This window comes from Micromonospora sp. SYSU B005 (assembly GCF_055362685.1).
In genome coordinates this window covers 938435-955836 of sequence record NZ_JAXCFU010000001.1, presented here as the reverse complement: position 1 = coordinate 955836, position 17402 = coordinate 938435, and the positions used below count along the sequence as shown (strand labels likewise).

Sequence of the window (17402 nt, the reverse complement as noted above, 5' to 3'; positions counted from 1 at the left end):
GGCCCGGCCTGTGCAGCAGAACGGCATCGACCCGGCTCCGCGCGGTGGCGGGCCGGGCCGGGAAGCCGGTACGGAGGATCAGACCCGCGCGCGGCGGGCCAGGCGCTCCGGGTCGAGGATGATGATGCTCTTGCCGTCCAGCCGTAGCCAGCCGCGCGAGGCGAAGTCGGCCAGCGCCTTGTTGACGGTCTCCCGGGACGCGCCGACGAGCTGGGCGATCTCCTCCTGGGTGAGGTCGTGCGTCACGCGCAGCACGCCGCCGTCGCGGGTGCCGAACCGGCCGGCCATCTGGAGCAGGTTCTTGGCGACCCGTCCCGGCACGTCGGTGAAGATCAGGTCGGCGAGCGAGTCGTTGGTCCGGCGCAGCCGGCGGGCCAGCACCCGCAGCAGCTGCTCGGCGATCTCGGGCCGGTTGTTCAGCCACGGCCGCAGCGCCTGCTTGCGCAGCCGGACCAGACGGGTGTCGGTGACCGCCGTGGCCGTCGCCGTACGCGGACCGGGGTCGAAGAGCGACAGCTCACCCACCATGTCCGACGGGCCCATCACGGCGATCAGGTTCTGCCGGCCGTCCGCCGCGCGGCGACCCACCTTGATCTTGCCGGACAGGAGGATGTAGAGACTGTCGCCGGGCTCGCCCTCGTTGAACACGATCTCGCCCTTGCGGACCTCGATCGTCTCCATCTCCTTGGCGAGCGCCTCGGCAGCCTCCGGGTCGACACCCTGGAAGATCCCGCTGCGGGCCAGTACCTCGTCCATCGCGCACCTCCGCCTGCGCGTGCCGTCCGTCGGCCGGGTCCGCCGTCCGCTGATCCCTCGCGCGCCGCCAGTCTAGGCGCACATGAGCAGGAATCAGAGGTGCACCCCTGGAATCTTGATCGTTGGGCGTAACCCACCCGACCTGGGGAGCGGCTAAGATCCCGCCTCCGGCCCGGGCCGGCGCCACCCGTTCCCACCTGTGATCGTAGGGTGACCGGCGTGCTGTGTGAGCCGTTCCTGACCAGCCGGTCCGAATCCGGCTGGGACATCCCGCTGCTGGCGTGGCGGGCCGAGTCGCCGCTGCTCGCGGTCGGCTCCGCGCCGCTGGGCGGGGGGATCGGCGTCCGCCGGTGGGTGCTGAACGCGACGGTCCCCATGTCGTACGACCGGGACGACCCCGCCGCGCACCTGGCCGAGCTGGCGCACGGCCTCGACCTGGACGGGCCCGGGGTCGGGCTGCTGACCGGCGTGGACGTGAGCGAGGTGGTCCGCCGCACCGACGGCGGCGTCCGGGTCTGGGCGACTGTCGGCCTGGGCACGCCGGTCTGGGCCGCCGCCCCCGAGCCGTCCGCCGCCGCGCCCCACCCGTCCGCAGCCGCACCCGGGCCGGCGCCGTCGGCCGCGAGCGAGCCGGCCCGGCCCGCGCAGCACGTCGGCACCGTCAACATCGTCGTGTACGTCCCGGTGCGGCTCGGCGACGCCGCCCTGGTCAACGCCGTGGCCACCGCCACCGAGGCGAAGGCACAGGCGATCTGGGAACTCGGACTGCCCGCCACCGGCACCCCCACCGACGCGGTGACCGTGCTCTGCCCGGCCGACGGCGATCCGGCCCCGTACGGCGGTCCCCGGTCGGCCTGGGGCGCACCGCTGGCCCGGGCCGTGCACGCCGCCGTCCGCTCCGGCGGCGCCGGGACCGTGGTGCCCTGGTCCGACCGGCGGGCGGGCTGACGTGGGCCCGGCACACGCGACACGCCGGGTTTTCCGACCGATCGGCCCTCGTCGCGGCGTTCCGGGGACGGTAGCGTCGCCGACGATGTACGCTTCCGCCCGCTCTGTGCCCCGTACCCTCCGCGCCGCCGTCGCCGGACCGCCCGCCGCCGTGCCCGGCCCGCGTCGCGCGGTGCTCGGCCGGCGCCTGGCCGCGTTCGCCGCGCTCGTCGCCGTCCTGTTCGTCGCCGGCTGCGGCGGCGACGCCGGCGGGTCCGGCGGCGACCCCCGGTGGCAGGCGGGACAGGGCGGCGGGTCGACCGGCTCGGCCGGACCCGAGACGGGTGACCAGCCGGCCGCGCCGGACGCGTCGAAGGAGCCCTCGATCTCGCTCACCGCGACCGGTGACGTGATCATGGGCAACGCGCCGGACCGGCTGCCGCCCAACGGCGGCAAGGGCTTCTTCGACGACGTGAAGTCGGCGCTCAAGGGCGACCTGGTGATGGGCAACCTGGAGGAGCCGCTCACCGACGACACCGGCGCCGGCAAGTGCGGCCCGGAGCCGAAGAACTGCTACCAGTTCCGCGCGCCGCCCGGCTACGCCGCGCACCTGCGCTCGGCCGGGTTCCAGCTGCTCAACCAGGCCAACAACCACGGCTACGACTACGGCCGGCAGGGCTACGAGAACACCCAGTCGGCGCTGGAGGCGCACGGGCTCAAGCACACCGGCGCGCCGGGCGAGATCACCGTGGTGGACGTCAAGGGCATCAAGGTCGCCGTGGTGGGCTTCTCGTCGTACCCCTGGTCCAACAGCCTGGTCGACCTGAACGCCGCCAAGCAGGTGGTCGAGATGGCCAAGGAGCAGGCGCAGATCGTGGTGGTGCAGGTGCACATGGGCGCCGAGGGGGCGGACAAGACCCGGGTCAAGCCGGGCACCGAGATGTTCTTCGGCGAGAACCGCGGCGATCCGATCCGCTTCTCCCGCACCGTCATCGACGCCGGCGCCGACCTGGTCATCGGGCACGGTCCGCACGTGCTGCGCGGGATGGAGTTCTACAAGGGGCGGCTGATCGCGTACAGCCTGGGCAACTTCGCCGGCGGCGGGAAGTCGCTGAACAGCTCGGGCCGGCTCGGCTGGGGCGGCGTGCTCAAGGTGTCGCTCACCGCCGAGGGGACGTTCGTCGGCGGCACGTTCACCTCCACCGTGATGAACGGCGTGGGCCGTCCGTCCGTGGACCGGCAGAACCGCGGCCTCGGACTGGTCCGTGACCTGAACCGGTCCGACTTCCCGGACACCGGCGCGAAGCTCGACGGGACCGGCAAGATCACCGCACCGGCGGGTGGCTGAGCGCACCCCGGCCGCGCCGAGCCGCCGGAGCGTCGGCCCCGCGACGTAGGCTGGCCGACGTGACCACGCGTTCCCCCGAGACCGACCTCGGTCGTACGCGCCGCGCCCGGCGCATCGGCCGCGTGCTGACCGAGACGCACCCCGACGCGCACTGTGAGCTCGACCACGCCAACGCGCTCGAGCTCGCGGTGGCGACGATCCTGTCCGCCCAGTGCACCGACAAGAAGGTCAACGAGGTCACGCCGAAGCTGTTCGCCCGCTACCGCTCCGCGGCCGACTACGCCGCTGCGGACCGCGTCGAGCTGGAGGAGCTGATCCGGCCCACCGGGTTCTACCGCAACAAGACCAGCTCCCTGATCAACCTGGGGCGGGCGCTCTGCGAGCGGTACGACGGCGAGGTGCCAGGGCGGCTCGACGACCTGGTGACCCTGCCGGGGATCGGCCGCAAGACCGCGAACGTCATCCTCGGCAACGCCTTCGGCGTCCCCGGCATCACCGTCGACACCCACTTCCAGCGGCTGGTGCAGCGGTGGCAGCTCACCACCGAGACCGACCCGGTGAAGATCGAGCACGCGATCGGCGCGCTCTACCCGAAGCGCGACTGGACGATGCTGTCGCACCGGGTGATCTTCCACGGCCGCCGGGTCTGCCACGCCCGCAAGCCCGCCTGCGGCGCGTGCACGCTGGCGAAGCTGTGCCCCGCGTACGGCACCGGGCCGACCGAGCCGGCCGCCGCGGCCAAGCTGCTGAAGGGCCCCCGGGCCCGCGACCTGGCGGTCGCAGTCGGCCTCGACCCCGACCTGGTGCCGCAGCAGGCGGCAGCGGCGGACGTGCCGTGATGCGCCGGTTCGCGTACGTGCTCGTCCCGCTGCTGCTGGCAGCAGCGGGCTGCACCGCCACGACCGAGGAGCCGGAACGTCCGGCGCCGGCGACCCGGGCCGAGCGCCCCTCGCCGTTCGCCGACTGCGCCCCGCTGACCGTCGCGCCGGCCGCCGCGTCTCCGACGCCCGCCGGGAAGGCCGGGGACCAGCTCCCCGACCTGACGCTGAACTGCTTCACCGGCGGCGCACCGGTGAACCTGCGCGACGTCAAGGGCCCGGCGGTGATCAACGTGTGGGCGTCCTGGTGCCCGCCGTGCCGCAAGGAGCTGCCCGCGTTCCAGCGGCTCAGCGAGCGGGCCGACGGCCGGTTCCAGGTGATCGGCGTGAACAGCCGGGACAGCCGCGGCGGCGCGCAGTCCATCGGCGAGGACTACGGCGTCGACTTCCCGATGCTGCTCGACCAGGGCGACGCGTTCCAGCGCGCGCTGGAACGCAACGCGTTCCCGCTCACAGTGCTCGTCGACGCCGACGGCCGGATCCGGCACACCGACGCGACCGGCGCGCTCGACGACGCCCGCCTCGCCGCGCTGCTCGAACGTCACCTCGGGGTGCGGGTATGACCCGACGGCCGCCGGTGTGGTTCGACCCGCTGCTGGGCCGGCTCGGCACCGCGCGGGCGGAGGACTTCACCCGCATCGTCACGCCGGAAAGCGGCGGCCGGGAGAGCGCCGTGCTGGTGCTGCTCGGCGAGGAGCCCGGTGCCGGGCCGGACGTGCTCGTCCTCCAGCGCGCCGCGACGCTGCGCAACCACGCCGGGCAGCCGGCCTTCCCGGGCGGGGCGGCCGACCCGGAGGATGCGGACGCCCGCGCCACCGCGCTGCGCGAGGCGAACGAGGAGGTCGGCCTCGACCCGGGCAGCGTCACAGTGCTGGCCGAGCTGCCCCGGCTGTGGATCCCGGTCAGCGACTTCGTGGTCACCCCGGTGCTCGCCTGGTGGCACGACCCGCACCCGGTGCACCCGCGCGAGCCGGCCGAGGTCGCCCACGTGGCCCGGCTGCCGGTCAGCGAGCTGGTCGACCCGGACAACCGCATGCGGGTACGCCACCCGAGCGGCTGGATCGGTCCCGCCTTCTCCGCACGCGGCATGCTCGTCTGGGGCTTCACCGCAGGCGTGATCGACCGGCTGCTGGAGATGGGCGGCTGGTCCCGGCCCTGGCCGCACTCGCGTGTGGTGGACCTGCCGCCTGTCGACGCCACGCCCGCTCCGTCGGCCGGCACCGAGGCGGCCGACGAGAGCCCGGTGCGGTGATCACCCGTACGCATCCCCGGGTCACGTTCCGCGAGCGCTGAGCCGAGCACGGGCCCCGTGCCCGTACCCTTGGGGCGTGTCCGCCGTGGATCTCGTCCTTCTCCTGCTCATGCTCGTGTTCGCGATCAGCGGATACCGCCAGGGTTTCGTCATCGGGGCCCTGTCGTTCTCCGGCTTCTTCCTCGGAGCGCTGCTCGGCCTCCAGGTCGGGCCGCTGATCGCACAGCAGTTCGCGGCGAGCGGCACCCGCGTGCTGATCTCCCTGGTGGCGATCTTCGGGCTCGCGGTGCTGGGGCAGGCGCTGGCGGGCTGGCTCGGCTCGAACCTGCGGGCCGCCATCACCGGCCCGGCCGGCCGGAAGATCGACGACGTCGGCGGCGCGTTCATCTCGGTCGTCGCGGTCATGCTCGTGGCGTGGCTGGTCGCCGTGCCGCTCGGCTCCTCCTCGGTGCCGTGGCTGGCGTCCTCGGTCCGCAACAGCGCGCTGCTCACAGTCGTCGACCAGGTGCTGCCGGACAAGGCGCAGGACCTGTCCACCGCGCTGCGCGACACGGTCGACACCAACGGCTTCCCGGACGTGTTCGGCGACCTCGCGCCGACCCGGGCCCGGCAGGTCGCACCGCCCGACCCGGCGCTGGCCAACTCCCAGGTGGTGCAGAACAGCAGGCGGTCGGTGGTGAAGGTGCTCGGCTCCGCGCCGAGCTGCTCACGCCGCATCGAGGGCTCCGGTTTCGTGTACGCGGACGACCGGGTGATGACGAACGCGCACGTGGTGGCCGGCACCCGCTCCGTGGCGGTGGAGCTGCGCGGCGAGCGGTACGACGGCGAGGTCGTCGTCTACGACCCGGACCGGGATCTGGCGGTGCTCTACGTACCCGGGCTGCCCGGGCCGTCGCTGCGCTTCGCCGCCGGACCGGCCGCCACCGGCGCCGACGCGATCGTGCTCGGCTTCCCGCTCGACGGCCCGTACGACGCCCGCCCGGCCCGGATCCGCGACGTCGACCGGATCACCGGCCCGGACATCTACTCGGCCGGTGACGTCAACCGGGAGATCTACACCATCCGGGCGCTGGTACGCAGCGGCAACTCCGGCGGCCCGCTGGTCTCCTCGAACGGTCTGGTGCTCGGCGTGATCTTCGCGGCGGCGGCGGACGACCCGAACACCGGCTTCGCGGTGACCGCGGCCGAGGCGCGACCGGTGGCGCTGGCGGGCGCGGAGCGTACCCGGGGAGTGGACACCGGCGACTGCACCTGAGCCGGCCGGCGGCGCTCAGCCGCCCGCGGACGCTCCCGCCGGTGTCGCCTCGTCACCGGAGCGGGACAGCGGCAGGTGGGCGCGGCCCCAGGTGAGCGTGCGGTCGAGGACCGCCCGGGCCATGATCGCGACGCAGACGCCGCCGTTGAGGAACGAGGCGACCACGTCGCTGGGGTGGTGCATGCCCCGGTACATCCGGGTGAGCGCCACGCCGATCGGCACCAGCACCAGCAGCGTCCACCAGCCGACCTTGGCCGGGGTGCTGCGCGCCCGCAGTGCCAGCAGCACCGCGAGGCCGACGTAGAGCGCGGTGGCCGCCGAGGTGTGCCCGGACGGGAAGCTGGACGTGGGCGGCGAGGCGTCCATGTGCGCCACGGCCGGGCGGTTCCGGTCGATGACCATCGTGGTGAACAGGAAGATCAGCGCCTGCGCGGTCACCGCCGCGCACAGGAACAGCGGCTCCCGCCAGCGGTGCAGCACCAGCCGCAGCACCAGCGCCGCCAGCACGGTGACCACGACGATCATCTGGGTGCTGGCGAGCGTGCTGAACACCAGCGAGACGTCGTTCCACCCCGGCGTCCGGTCGCCGGCCAGCTCCCGGTTGACCGTGTCCTCCACGGTGAACGGCCAGGTGCGCGCCAGTACCCGGGTCACCAGCAGGCCCAGGCCCACCATCAGCGCGAAGAGCAGGGCCAGCGGCAGCAGGACACGCCGGGTGACTCGGATCACGACATCGGACATGGGCTCGCCTGTACCCCGTTGCGGGCCCGGCTACGCCCGGCCGCCCTCCGGCCGCTGGTCGGCCAGCTCCGGCTCGACCCCCTCGCGCAGCGGCCGCGCGGACGGCCGTCCGGACCCGCTGCGCCAGGTGGCGAACGCCGCCGCTGTCGCGGCCACCACGGCGGTCCCGAGCACCCAGCCGCCCACCACGTCGCTGGTCCAGTGCACGCCGAGCGCGATCCGGCTGATCCCGGTCACCACCGTGACCAGCAGGGCGGCGGTCCACAGCGCGATCCGGCCCGGGCGGCTGTCCCGCACGAACGGCAGGAACACCAGCAGCAGCACCCCTGCGGCGAGCGTGGCGTTGAGCGCGTGGCCGGACGGGAAGGAGTAGCCGGCGGCCCGGGCCACCGGGTCGAGCAGATCCGGCCGGTCCCGGCCGACGAGCAGCTTGAGCAGCGCGCCGAGCAGCCCGCCGGCGAGCATGGTGACCACCACCCAGACCGCGAGCCGGGGCGCGCCGCGGCGGACCAGCCAGACCACCACCACGACAGCTGCCACCCGCAGCGGGCCGGGCCCGAACACGTGCGTCCAGACCGTCATCACCGCGACCCATGCGGGATGGTCCTGCGCGTACCCGTGGAACGCGTCGGTGATCGAGGCGTCCAGCCGCAGCAGGGGCGGCCAGGCGCCGAGCACCAGCAGCGCGATCAGGGCGAACGGCACCAGCACCAGGAACGCCGCGACCACCGTCAGGGTGAGCCGCAGCCCCAGCGAGTGATCGCGGTCGAGGCGGCGGTGCCGCCACGACCGGCGCGTGACCGTCGCCCCGGTGGTGTCCATGGGCATTCCCCTACCCACCGGAGGGCAGGGTCAGACCGGTTCAGCGACGGGTCTGCCGGAACCGGCGCACCATCAGCGCGGTGCCGGTGACGAGCGCGACGAACAGGGCCAGGCCGGTCCAGAGCCGCTCCGGGGCGGAGACGTCCGTCTGCCCGGCCGGCCGGGCGGTCCAGCCCTCCGCCGTACGCCCGAGCGGGTCGCCGCCGCGGCCCGCCGCGGCGGCCCGGGTGTCCGGTCCGTCGCCGGGTGCCGGCCCGAAGCCCACCACGCCGGGGGAGGCGTTGTCGTCGAGCGGGTTGTGGGCCACCGACGGCACGTCACCGGTGAGCGCGGCCACCGGGTCGACCAGGCCGTAGCCGAACCGGTCGTCCCGCCCGGTCGGGCCCAGATCCCGGGCGGTGCTGATCAGCCGGTTGACCACGTCCCCGGCCGGCATCTTCGGATACCGCGAGCGGACCAGGGCCGCCGTCGCGGCGACGAGCGGCGCGGCGAAGCTCGTCCCCTGCACCCGCCAGTAGCCCTCCGGGCGGGCGCCGTAGAGCCCGGTGGCCGGGGCGCTGAGGACCGTCTCGTGACCCGTGATCGAGCCGGACCAGAGGTTCTCGCTGGTCCGCTCCAGCCCGGTGACCGCGAGCACGCCCGGTTCGCGGGCCGGGTACCAGACGTCGGTGGTCGTCGAGGTGGCCAGGTTGCCGGTGCAGGCGACCACCACCACGTCCCGGGCGAACGCGTAGTCGAGCGCCGCGGCCAGGGCCGGGTTGTCGCTGCTGCCGCCGAGCGACAGGTTGACCACCTGGGCGCCGTTGTCCACCGCCCAGCGCACCGCCTTGGCGATGATCAGCGCGTCGTCGTAGCGGTTCTCGGCGTCGAGCACCCGGACCGGGAGGATCTTGGCGTCCGGCGCGAGCCCCACCACGCCCCGGTCGTCGTCGGACCGCCCGGCGATCAGCCCCGCCACAGTGGTGCCGTGCCCCACCGGGTCCGCGCCGTCCGAGCCGTCCGGCGTCACCAGATCCAGGCCGGGCAGCACCTGCCCGGCCAGGTCGGGGTGGGAGCCGTCGACACCGGAGTCGATCACCGCGACCACCACGCCGCGCCCGGTCGACGTGCGCCATGCGGTCTTCGCCCGCAGCTCCTCCAGCTGCCACTGCTCGTCGCGTACCTGGTCGGTGCGCAGCGGACGGTCGGGGGCCGACCAGGGCCGCGCCACGGCGGTCGAGGCGGCGGGCGCGGCGTGTGCCGGCGGTGCCAGCGGACCGGCCACGGTGACCAGTGCCGAGGCGGCGGCGAGCAGCGCGCGTCCGGCGAGACGCCGGGGCGGCCCACCGGGCGGTCCCTGCCGATCCCCTGTCACATTCCCCAGCCGTTCGGTCGCGTCAGACACATGCTGCACGGAGATTACCGGTTGCCCCGGCCGTCACGGGGCAACTCGGCCAGCCTGATCACCCGGGCGGGAGATACGCCAACTGCACCAGGCGCACCCCCTCCCGGCGGGTGACCAGACGCGCCCGCCCCGGCGGCAGCGGCCCGGCCTTCACCTGGCCGACGAGCGTGCCCTCCTCCGGCCCGCCCGACATCACCAGCCCGGCGGTGGACAGCTCGCGCAACCGCTGCACGATCGGCTCGTACGCGGTCCGCCCGGCACCGCCGGTGCGCCGCGCCAGCACCAGGTGCAGCCCGACGTCCCGCGCGTGCGGCAGGTGGTCCTCAAGCGCCCGCAACGGGTTCGTCGGCCCGCCCGCCACCAGGTCGTAGTCGTCCACGAGCACGAACAGCTCCGGTCCCGTCCACCACGACCGGCTGCGCAACTGCGCCGGTGTCACCTCGGGCCCCGGCTGCCGCCCCTGGAGATAACCGGCGGCCGACTCGATCAGCTCGGCGGTGTGCGGCGCTGCGGTGCCGTATCCGATCAGGTGCGGCGTCTCGATCACGCCCATCAGGCTGCGCCGGTAGTCCACGAGCATCACCCGTGCCTGCTCCGGCGTGAACCGGTTGACGATCGAGGTGGCGAGCGCCCGCAGGAACGACGACTTGCCGCACTCGGCGTCGCCGAAGACCAGGAAGTTCGGCTCGGTGGCGAAGTCCAGCACCACCTGGGACAGGTCCGCCTCGGCCACGCCGATCGGGAACGCGGGCCCGCTCGTCGCGCTGTGGTCCAGTTCGGCGTACGGCAGCACCGGCGGGAGCAGCCGCACCCGGGGCGCGGGCGGACCGCTCCACGCGCCGGCGACCGCCTTGACCAGGTCGGCGGTCTCCGCGCCGAGCGCCTCGACGCGCGGTTCGGCGGTGAGGAAGTGCAGGCCGCCCGCGGTGATGCCGCGCCCCGGCCGCTCCTCCGGCACGGTGGCCGCCAGCGCGCGCTTCACCACCACCGAGTCGGCCGGGTCGCCGAGACGCAACTCCAGCCGGGAGCCGAACAGGTCGCGGATCGCCGGGCGGAAGTCCGACCAGCGCAGCGCGCTCGCCACCACGTGCACCCCGTACGCCAGGCCCCGGGTGGCGAGCTCGGTGACCAGGGGTTCCAGGTCCTCGTACTCGCCGCGCAGCGTGTTCCAGCCGTCCACCACCAGGAACACGTCCCCGAACGGGTCCGGCGCGCCCGCCGCCCGCCGCCGTCGCCACACGGCCATCGACTCCACACCGGCCTCGGCGAAACGCCGCTCCCGTTCGGCCAGCAGACCGGCGACCTCGCCGACGGTACGGCGCACGGCGGTGCCGTCGGTGCGCCCGCTGACACCGCCCACGTGCGGCAGGTCGCGCAGCGTGCCGAGCGTCCCGCTGCCGAAGTCGAGGCAGTAGACCTGCACCTCGGCCGGGGTGTGGGTGAGCGCGAGCGCGCAGACCAGGGTGCGCAGCAGACTGGACCGGCCACTGCGGGTGGTGCCGACCACCGCGACGTGCCCGGCCGCGCCGTCCAGCGCCAGCCAGAGCAGGTCGCGCCGCTGCTCGAACGGCTTGTCGACCACCGCCACCGGCACCTGCAGCGCACCGTGCAGCTCCGGATTCGCCACCGTGAGCCCGCGTAGCGGGTCGGCGCCGACCGTTCCGAGCAGCTCGTCCAGGGCGGGGGAGGCGTCCAGCGGCGGCAGCCACACCTGGTGCGCGGGCGGGCCCTGCCCGGCCAGCCGGTCCACGAGCAGGTCCAGCAGCGTCTCGCCGCTGTCGTCCTCGGCGGGCGGCTCGACGGGCGCGGGCGGCTCGGGCACCGGGACCAGGTGGGTGGAGAACGCGAGCACCCGAGCCTCGCCGGCGCCGGACGCGCCCGCCGCCCCGCCGCGACGGCGGACCGTGCCGGAGACGTACGCGGCCTTGAACCGGACCAGCGGGTCGGTGCCCGAGCGCAGGTAACCGTGCCCCGGGCTGCGCGGCAGCTCGTGCGCGTCCGGCACGCCCAGCACCGTCCGGGACTCCAGCGCCGAGAACGTCCGCAACCCGATCCGGTACGACAGGTGCGTGTCCAGCCCGCGCAGCCGCCCCTCCTCCAGCCGCTGGCTCGCCAGCAGCAGGTGCACACCCAGCGACCGGCCCAGCCGGCCGATCTGCACGAACAGGTCGATGAAGTCGGGCTTGGCGGAGAGCAGCTCGGAGAACTCGTCGCAGATCAGCAGCAGCGACGGCAGTGGGGCCAGCGGCGACCCGGCCGCCCGGGCCCGCTCGTAGTCGCGCACGCTCGCGAAGTTGCCGGCCCGGCGCAGCAACTCCTGCCGGCGCATCAGCTCCCCGTTTATCGCGTCCACCATCCGGTCCACAAGCGGCAGCGCGTCGGCCAGGTTGGTGATCACGGCGGCGGTGTGCGGCAGCCGCTCGAACGGCGCGAACGTGGCGCCGCCCTTGAAGTCGACGAGCACGAAGTTGAGCTGCTCCGAGCTGTGCGTGGCGGCCAGCCCGAGCACCAGTGTGCGCAGCAGCTCCGACTTGCCCGAGCCGGTCGCGCCGATCAACAGGCCGTGCGGGCCCATGCCGTCCTGCGCCGACTCCTTCAGGTCCAGGTCGATCGCCCCGCCGTCGGCGCCCACCCCGATCGGCACCCGCAGCCGGTCCCGCGCGGCCCGGGGCGCCCAGCCCTGCTCGGCGGTGAAGCTCTCCGGGTCGCCCAGACCCAGTAGCTCGGGCAGGCCCAGCTCGGCGCCGGGCGGCGCGTCCGGTCCGCGTACCGTGCCGGCCAGCCGCAGCGGCGCGAGCCGCCGGGCCACCGCCTCCGCGTCGGCGGGCGCCAGCGCGTCGGCGGCGCCCACCTCGGCGTGCCCCTCCGCGGAGTGCGAGTGCAGCCGGCCGTCGACCAGGTCGAGCAGCAGCGCGTACCGGTCGAGCAGCCGGGGCGGCGGAGTGTCCAGGTCGAGCACGGTGACCGCGTCGATGCCGCCGTCACCGGCCAGGTCGGTCGCGCCGGTCAGGTCGCCGCCGTCGAGCACCACCACTACGTGCGGCCCGTCGGTCGCGGTGCCGTGCGGGCTGAACCGGGACCGGGCGCCGAGTACGTCGTCGAGCAGCCGTTCCAGGTCGGCGGCGGCGCTGGTGACCAGCCGCACCGGGCCCAGCGCGTCGGTACGCGCCGGATGGTGGGCGTGCGGCAGCCACTTCACCCACTCCCAGGCGTTGCGGCGTTCCGGCCCGGCGCAGACCGCGATCAGCAGTTCGTCCGGCGCGTGGAAGACGGCGAGCTGGGTGAGCACCGCCCGGGCCAGCGCCTGCGCGGCGGGCGAGCCGGCACCCCGTACCGGGCCGGCCGGGCCGCGCACGAAGACCCGGGCGAAACTGCGCAGCGACAGCGCCACCGGCAGGTCCGGCACCACCGAGTACGCGTCCAGGAAGCGCCGCAGCGCCCCGGCGGTCATCGGCTCCAGCTCCTCCAGCGGGCGGGTGACCGGCGGGACCAGCGGGGTGGCCAGCGTCTGCGGGCCCACACCGACCCGGACCACGGCGAAGTCCGGGTCGCCCGGCCGGCGCTCCCAGACCCGATGACTGTCGACTGTCGACCAGAGCCGCCCCGGCTCGGGATGGCGGTAGGACAGCCCGGCCCGCTGGGCGCCGGCGGTCTCCCGCACCCGGCGCCGGAGCGTGGCCAGGTGACGCAGGTACTCCCGGCGGGCGGCCATCAGCTCGGACTTCTTCGGCCCGGCGCTGCCCCAGGTGGTCACCAGCATCGCCAGCGAGGAGAGGCCGAACATGCCGCCCACCACGTACGAGTAGGCGCCGCCGCCGCGGCCGAACATCATCGCCATGGCCACCGTCCCGCCGAGCATCGGCAGCACCATCAGCGCCTGCTGCCAGCGCCCACCGGCGGCGGCGGGGATCTCCGGCGGCGCCTCGACGGGCAGCTCACCGACCGGGATCTCCGGTGCCGGGCGGCGTGGCGGCCGCTTGATGACGACAGTGGACACTCACCCTCCCCGGAAGTGGCTCTGGGTAACCCGAGCCTGGCTCATCGTAGGTAAAGTCCTCTCGTCCGTCAGCCCACTCCCTCCGCTCGATATGGAGATGCCTCGATGACAAGCGGGCTCGCCCGGGTCACGATCAGCGCGCCCAGGCGGCGGGTCGACGTGGCCCTACCGGAGCAGGTGCCCCTGGCCGAGTTGCTGCCCGAGGTGCTCCGGCACGCCGGGGAGGGACTGGCCGACGACGGGGAACGGCACGGCGGGTGGGTGCTGCGCCGGACCGACGGCGCGGTGCTCACCACCGCCCAGGCGCTGCTGCCGCAGGGCGTGCGCGACGGCGAGGTGCTGCACCTGGTGCCGGCCCGCGCCCAGTGGCCCGAGCTGGAGTACGACGACGTGGTCGAGGCGATCGTGGACGGCGCCCGGCGCCGGGGTGCCGCCTGGTCCGGCCGGGCCACCCGGGCCGCGGCGCTCGCCGGTGCCGCCGTACCCCTGGCCGTCGGCCTGGTCGCCGTGGTCGCGGCCGGGCCGGGCGCGCGCGGCTGGCCGGTCGCCGCGGCGGTCGCCCTGGTCCTGGTGCTCACCGCCACCGCGGCGTCCCGGGCGTACGGGGACGGCCCGGCCGGCGCCACGCTCGGCGGGTACGCGCTGCCCTGGGCCGCGGTGGCCGGTGCGCTCGCGGTCGCCTCCGGCGATCCGGTCGGCCCGATCCCCGGCCTGCGCTGGGTGGGTGCCCCGGAACTGCTGGTCGGCTCGGTGGCGCTGCTGCTGGTGGCGGTGCTCGGCCTGCTCGGCGTGGCCAGCCGGTCCCGCGTCTTCGTGGCCGGGGTGACAGTCGGCCTGGCGGGCGTGGCGGCAGCGCTCGGCGGGCTGCTGCTCGACCCGGACGGCACCGCCGCCGTCCTGCTCGCCGTGCTGGTGTTCGCGCTCGGCGGGCTGCCGCTGCTGGCCATCCGGGTCGGCAAGCTTCCGCTGCCGCCGCTCACCCTGCCCAGCCCGGCCGGCACCCGGGACCTGCCGGACCGGGGCCGGGTGCACGCGGCGGTGGCGCGCGCCGAGGAGGTGCTCACCGGGATGCTGCTCGGCCACGCGGTGCTCGCCGTCGGCGCGGTCGCGGTGCTCGTCTCCGTCGGCCGGACCGCCGGGCTGCTGCTCGCCGCCGTCGCCTGCGGGGTGCTGCTGCTGCGCTCCCGCCTGTTCGTGGCGGTACGGCACCGGGTGCCCGCGATCGTCGCCGGGTTGACCGGGTTCGCGCTGCTGGGGGTGGTGCTGGCCGGCCGGGCCGGTCCGGGTGGGCGGCTCGCGCTGACTGTGGGCGGGCTGGCCCTGGCCCTGACGGCGGTCACCGCCGGCGCCACGTACGCCCGGCGGCCCGTCTCCCCGTACCTCGGCCGGCTGGCCGACCTGACCGACACCGCGCTCGTGGTCGCTGTGGTGCCGGTGGCCTGCGCGGTGCTCGGCCTCTACGACCGGGCCCGCGACCTGCTCGCCTGAACACGCGGAGGCCCGGGTCGCGACGCGCGACCCGGGCCCCCGGCAAGCATGATCGTCAGTGCAGCGTCTCGCCGCGCTCCTCGGCCTCCTTGGCGCGCCGGTACGACGCGGCGATCTCCGCCTCGGCCTCGACCCGGCCCACCCAGGTCGCGCCCTCGACCGACTTGCCCGGCTCCAGGTCCTTGTAGACCTCGAAGAAGTGCTGGATCTCCAGCCGGTCGAACTCGCCCAGGTGGTGGATGTCGCGCAGGTGCTCCTGACGCGGGTCCTCGTAGGGCACGCAGAGGACCTTGTCGTCGCCGCCCTTCTCGTCCGTCATCCGGAACATGCCGATGGTGCGGCAGCGGATCAGGCAGCCCGGGAACGTCGGCTCCGGCACCAGCACCAGCGCGTCCAGCGGGTCGCCGTCCTCGCCCAGGGTGCCCTCGATGAACCCGTAGTCGGCCGGGTACTGCGTGGAGGTGAAGAGGGTGCGGTCCAGCCGGATGCGGCCGGTCGCGTGGTCTACCTCGTACTTGTTCCGGTGACCCTTGGGGATCTCAACCGTGACGTCGAAATCCATCTTCCACGCTCCCTCGTTTGCCCACGCTGGCTAACGGAAACCAGCGGCTCACCCCCGGCGCGGGGTGAACGCCCCCCGTCGGCTCCGGCCGCCGCATAGTGTTCGGACCGAAGTAGTGTCGCCCAAGGCGATTTCGAGCGGGGAGGAGGGGGCCGTGGGGAGGGAAGATTCACACTACCGCCCCGAGAGGGTTGACGGGCGCGGGTCCGCCGGTTCCGGTTCCGGCGGGGCCACCGGGCGGGTGTCCGTCCCGGGGGCCAACGTCCCTCATCGTCCCTCTCCGGCCACCGGGTCCGCCCGCGTCGGCCCGCCCCACCACGGCCCCGGCCCGCTGCATCACGGCTCCGGCCCGGCGAGCGGCTCGGCCCGCGTCGGGCCGCCGCACGATCCCACGGCTGCGCTGAACCGGCCCGGCGCGCCGGACTCGATTCCGGTCAGCCCGCCGGTCCCACCGGTCGGCGCCGCGCCGCCCGCACCCTCCGGGCCGCCCCCGGGCCGGCCGCGACGTCGCCTGCGGCTCGTCGCGGCGCTCGCCTGCGTGCTCGTGCTGGCCCTGGCGGTGGCCGGGCTCGCCGTGCTGCGCCCCGGCCCGGTCGCCGGGTGGCTGGGCGATGTCGACAGCACGGGTACGGCGGTCGCCGCGCCGCCCGAGCCCACGCCGCCGGCCGTGCTGGCCGGTCCGGACGGCAACGCCCCGCTGCCCACCGAGGCCGGCATCCGTACCGCCCTCGACCCGCTGGTCCGCGCCGCCGCGCTCGGCGACCGGGTGCACGTGTCGGTGGCGGACGTGAGCACCGGCCAGGCGCTCTACGGCAGCGGCCAGGACACGCCCACCGTGCCCGCCTCGGTGACCAAGCTGGCGACCGGGGTGGCGGTGCTCGCGGCGCGCGGTCCCGCCTACCGGATCCCGACCCGGGCCGTGGCCGGCACCAACCCGGGCGAGGTGGTCCTGGTCGGCGGCGGTGACCCCACGCTCGCCGTGGACAAGAACGGCTTCTACCCCGGCGCGGCCCGGCTGGACGACCTCGCCGCCCAGGTGCGCGACGCGCTCGGCGGCACCGCCCCGACCAAGGTGATCGTCGACTCGTCGCTGTTCAGCGGCCCGGTCTTCGAGCCCGGCTGGGACGCCGACATCCCCACCGGCGGCTTCGGCGCGGCGATCACCGCGCTGATGACCGACGGCGCCCGGAAGAACGCGGCGGAGGCGCGGCGCACCGCCGAGGAGACCAACCACGCCGCCGAGCGGGTGCCGCAGCCCGACCTGACCGCCGGCCGCCAGTTCGCCAAGTTGCTCGGCCTGACCGGCGGCGCCGCCCCGGTGAGCCGGGGCACCGCGCCGGCCGCGTCCGGCGCCACGGGTACGGCCCCCGGCGCCGAACTCGGCACTGTCGAGTCCCTACCGATGATCCGGCTGGTCGACATCATGATCAGCGACAGCGACAACGTGATCGCCGAGGCGATGGCCCGCCAGGTGGCGCTCGCCAAGGGCAAGCCCGGCTCGTTCGTCGGCGGCGCGGCGGCCACCGACCAGGTGCTCGGCGAGCTGGGCCTGCCCGCCGGCGAGATCAGCCTGGCCGACGGCAGCGGGCTGTCCCGCACCAACCGGATCAGCCCCTCGCTGCTCACCGACCTGATCACGCTCGCCGGCAACGGCAGCCACCCCGAACTCGCGGCGATCTTCGGCGGACTGCCGGTCGGCGGCTGGTCCGGCACGCTCGACGAGCGCTACCGGGCGGCGGCGACCCGCGCCGGAGCGGGCGTCGTCCGGGCCAAGACCGGCACGCTGAGCGGCGTCAACGCGATCGCCGGCACGGTTACCACAGCCGACGGCCGGCTGCTCACGTTCGCCGTGCTCACCGACCGGACCCAGGGCTCGCTGGACGAGACCCGGGCGGCGCTGGACCGGATCAGCTCGGCGCTGGCCGGGTGCGGCTGCCGCTGACCGACGGGCGTCGATCGGCCGGCGCGAGCCCGGGTGGGGGTGTTCCGGCG

Annotated in this window: 14 protein-coding genes; 8 read left to right on the top strand and 6 right to left on the bottom strand. The window is 75.1% G+C overall.

Annotated elements, in window-relative coordinates; all coding sequences use genetic code 11:
* Window positions 1–78: 78 nt before the first annotated feature.
* Entirely contained in the window at window positions 79–756 is a 678-nt protein-coding gene (locus tag SM452_RS04585; RefSeq protein WP_007466162.1) for a Crp/Fnr family transcriptional regulator, read from the bottom strand.
* Window positions 757–975: 219 nt separating this feature from the next.
* Between SM452_RS04585 and SM452_RS04580 the strand changes: the two genes are divergently transcribed.
* The 6 genes from SM452_RS04580 to SM452_RS04555 all read left to right on the top strand — a co-directional run bounded on the left by SM452_RS04580 (window position 976) and on the right by SM452_RS04555 (window position 6416).
* Window positions 976–1704 (top strand): adenosylcobinamide amidohydrolase, encoded by a 729-nt coding sequence (locus SM452_RS04580; protein WP_463839337.1) that lies wholly within the window; start codon window positions 976–978, stop codon window positions 1702–1704.
* A gap of 106 nt (window positions 1705–1810) precedes the next feature.
* On the top strand, window positions 1811–3031 hold the full coding sequence (locus SM452_RS04575; protein ID WP_355511559.1) for a CapA family protein: 1221 nt from the start codon (window positions 1811–1813) through the stop codon (window positions 3029–3031).
* Window positions 3028–3870, top strand: a complete 843-nt coding sequence (nth, locus tag SM452_RS04570; protein WP_463839391.1) for an endonuclease III — start codon at window positions 3028–3030, stop codon at window positions 3868–3870. The genes SM452_RS04575 and nth overlap by 4 nt, the downstream gene beginning before the upstream one ends.
* Window positions 3867–4472 (top strand): TlpA family protein disulfide reductase, encoded by a 606-nt coding sequence (locus SM452_RS04565; protein WP_402813603.1) that lies wholly within the window; start codon window positions 3867–3869, stop codon window positions 4470–4472. Before nth ends, SM452_RS04565 begins: the two co-directional genes overlap by 4 nt.
* Window positions 4469–5161, top strand: coding sequence for an NUDIX hydrolase (locus SM452_RS04560; protein WP_262013413.1), 693 nt, complete (start codon window positions 4469–4471; stop codon window positions 5159–5161). The genes SM452_RS04565 and SM452_RS04560 overlap by 4 nt, the downstream gene beginning before the upstream one ends.
* A gap of 76 nt (window positions 5162–5237) precedes the next feature.
* The gene (locus SM452_RS04555; protein WP_262013412.1) at window positions 5238–6416 is read left to right on the top strand and encodes a MarP family serine protease; all 1179 of its coding nucleotides are present in this window, start codon (window positions 5238–5240) and stop codon (window positions 6414–6416) included.
* 15 nt (window positions 6417–6431) lie between these two features.
* Here the strand turns inward: SM452_RS04555 and SM452_RS04550 are convergent, their stop codons facing one another.
* From SM452_RS04550 to eccCa, 4 genes are all read right to left on the bottom strand, one after another.
* Window positions 6432–7157 (bottom strand): phosphatase PAP2 family protein, encoded by a 726-nt coding sequence (locus tag SM452_RS04550; protein ID WP_463839336.1) that lies wholly within the window; start codon window positions 7155–7157, stop codon window positions 6432–6434.
* Window positions 7158–7187: 30 nt separating this feature from the next.
* The gene (locus tag SM452_RS04545) at window positions 7188–7979 is read right to left on the bottom strand and encodes a phosphatase PAP2 family protein (protein WP_463839335.1); all 792 of its coding nucleotides are present in this window, start codon (window positions 7977–7979) and stop codon (window positions 7188–7190) included.
* 40 nt (window positions 7980–8019) lie between these two features.
* Entirely contained in the window at window positions 8020–9333 is a 1314-nt protein-coding gene (gene mycP, locus SM452_RS04540; protein ID WP_355511569.1) for a type VII secretion-associated serine protease mycosin, read from the bottom strand.
* Window positions 9334–9421: 88 nt separating this feature from the next.
* Window positions 9422–13360 (bottom strand): type VII secretion protein EccCa, encoded by a 3939-nt coding sequence (eccCa, locus tag SM452_RS04535; RefSeq protein WP_463839334.1) that lies wholly within the window; start codon window positions 13358–13360, stop codon window positions 9422–9424.
* Between the two features lie 105 nt (window positions 13361–13465).
* Here eccCa and eccD point away from each other — a divergent pair, with 105 nt between their 5' ends.
* A complete protein-coding gene (eccD, locus tag SM452_RS04530) occupies window positions 13466–14848 on the top strand; it encodes a type VII secretion integral membrane protein EccD (RefSeq protein ID WP_463839333.1) in 1383 nt (460 codons plus the stop codon).
* A gap of 55 nt (window positions 14849–14903) precedes the next feature.
* Here the strand turns inward: eccD and SM452_RS04525 are convergent, their stop codons facing one another.
* Window positions 14904–15410 carry an inorganic diphosphatase gene (locus SM452_RS04525; RefSeq protein ID WP_013288994.1) on the bottom strand — a complete coding sequence of 169 codons (507 nt, stop codon included), beginning with the start codon at window positions 15408–15410 and terminating at the stop codon, window positions 14904–14906.
* 427 nt (window positions 15411–15837) lie between these two features.
* On the opposite strand from SM452_RS04525, the gene dacB reads away from it, so the two are divergent.
* The gene (gene dacB, locus SM452_RS04520; protein ID WP_436798911.1) at window positions 15838–17352 is read left to right on the top strand and encodes a D-alanyl-D-alanine carboxypeptidase/D-alanyl-D-alanine endopeptidase; all 1515 of its coding nucleotides are present in this window, start codon (window positions 15838–15840) and stop codon (window positions 17350–17352) included.
* Window positions 17353–17402: the final 50 nt, after the last annotated feature.